This is a genomic window from Amycolatopsis sp. (assembly GCF_036008905.1).
GTDB lineage: Bacteria > Actinomycetota > Actinomycetes > Mycobacteriales > Pseudonocardiaceae > Amycolatopsis.
The window spans coordinates 1-1,622 of sequence record NZ_DASYMU010000174.1 but is presented as its reverse complement, the minus strand read 5'-3'; the positions used below and the strand labels follow the sequence as shown (position 1 = coordinate 1,622).

Annotated in this window: 3 protein-coding genes; 2 read left to right on the top strand and 1 reads right to left on the bottom strand. The window is 68.7% G+C overall.

Going from position 1 to position 1,622, the window contains the following annotated elements; genetic code table 11:
* The coding region (locus VGP60_RS29410; RefSeq protein ID WP_327551382.1) for a hypothetical protein at positions 1-706 on the bottom strand (706 nt) is incomplete at its 3' end.
* 152 nt (positions 707-858) lie between these two features.
* On the opposite strand from VGP60_RS29410, the gene VGP60_RS29405 reads away from it, so the two are divergent.
* Positions 859-1,026 (top strand): hypothetical protein, encoded by a 168-nt coding sequence (locus tag VGP60_RS29405; RefSeq protein WP_327551381.1) that lies wholly within the window; start codon positions 859-861, stop codon positions 1,024-1,026.
* 188 nt (positions 1,027-1,214) lie between these two features.
* A partial coding sequence (locus VGP60_RS29400) for a dihydrofolate reductase family protein (RefSeq protein WP_327551380.1) occupies positions 1,215-1,622 on the top strand: 408 nt, incomplete at its 3' end.

Genomic DNA, 1,622 nt, shown 5'->3' with positions numbered 1-1,622 from the left:
CCTGGTCGTCGTCCTGCTCTCCGTGGGAGTGGCCGCGGGGCACGATGTTGAGGAAGGTCGTAAGGGTGAACCGCTCTTCTCCGGTTCCGAAGTCGGCGGCCACTTCCTCAGCGATGGTGTGTTGGCCTGGCCGCAGCTTGCGGATGACTGCCGCCCAGGCGTGCGCCGTGACAGTCGCGGGTCCGGCAGGGGCGCCGAGGACGTTGTCGGGGGGCAGCTGCACCGTCCTTTGCGGCGAGGAGACTTCGAAGCGCGGCTGGACGATGTTGATCGTCTCGCCGCCGTCCACGGTGATGTTGATCTCGTGGATGGCCTGGTCGCCCGCGATTGCGCACGCGAGCTGTTCCGCTTCGGTCTGGGGGAAGAGCGGTGCCTCGTAGTTCGTGCAGAAGCTGCCGAAGAAGACCAGCAGCTTGGAGCCGGGGCTGGCCGAGCAGGTGGCCGTTCCATCCTCACCGATCTGCGGTGCCAGCACCTTGTCCACGAGGGTGATGCACCGCCCGCTGAAAGGGTTCTCGGCAGGCAAAGACAGCCCTCGGACCCAGGCCTCTCCCAGCAGCTCGCCGCCGGTCATGCCGCCGCCCTGCGCCGGCGCAACGAGCGGACCGCCTCGGGGTCCGTGCCGGTCCTGCGCGCCTCCCGCGACGGGTGCCGCGCACGCGGCGACGACGAGGATCGCCAGGGCGGTGCGGCTGAGACGGCGCATGGCCATCCTCCTTCGGTTGACGTCGCAGCTTCCCAGCGCCGGGCCGTCGAAGCAACGAGTGCCCGTGGTCCAAGTCCGAGACCGAACCCGGTCTGGACGTGAGGGCCGCGGCGCCTCGATGACGAGTTGGAGCGCATGAATACTGTGAGGCGTTGCTCCACGACCCCGAACTGAGGCCGCCGTCCTCAAAGCAGCGCAAGACGGTCGGCGAGACGATCGCGGGCAAGGCCAGCGGCAAGCAGCGCCTGGCGCTCGTTTGCCGTCGTAGTGGCGGGCACGCGGCGCTCATGCCGCCGGACGAGGATCTGCTTGTGCACTAGGCACGCATGGAGCGGCTGCTTCGCGAGGCGCTCGTACATGTCTCAATCCACCCCGCGTCGCGTCAGTTGATCGGGGAGTACGTCGACCACCACGAGCCAGGGCTCGCGTACGACAGGATCGTCCAGACGGCGGCGGGTAGGTTGCGGGCTACTACTTGCAAATCGCAATCACCTCCGAAAGGGTCGCGATGCCGGACACCACCTGCCACATGTCGATCTCGCTCGACGGTTTCGTCGCCGGGCCGGACCAGAGTCGCGAGCACCCGCTTGGGAAGCGCGGAAGGGAGCTCCACGGCTGGCACCTCGGCGACGAGCGCGCAAACGAGGCCGACAAGACCGCTGTCGGCTGGCTCATGCGCCCGCGCGGCGCCTACGTCATGGGCCGCAACATGTTCGGGCCGATCCGCGGTGAGTGGGAGCCGGACTGGCGCGGCTGGTGGGGGCCCGAGCCGCCGTACCACGCACCGGTGTTCGTGCTCACCCATCACGCCCGCGAGCCGATCGAGATGGAGGGCGGGACGACCTTCCACTTCGTCACCGACGGCTTCGACGCCGCCTACGCACAGGCGCGTGAGACGGCCGGCGACGACGGCGTA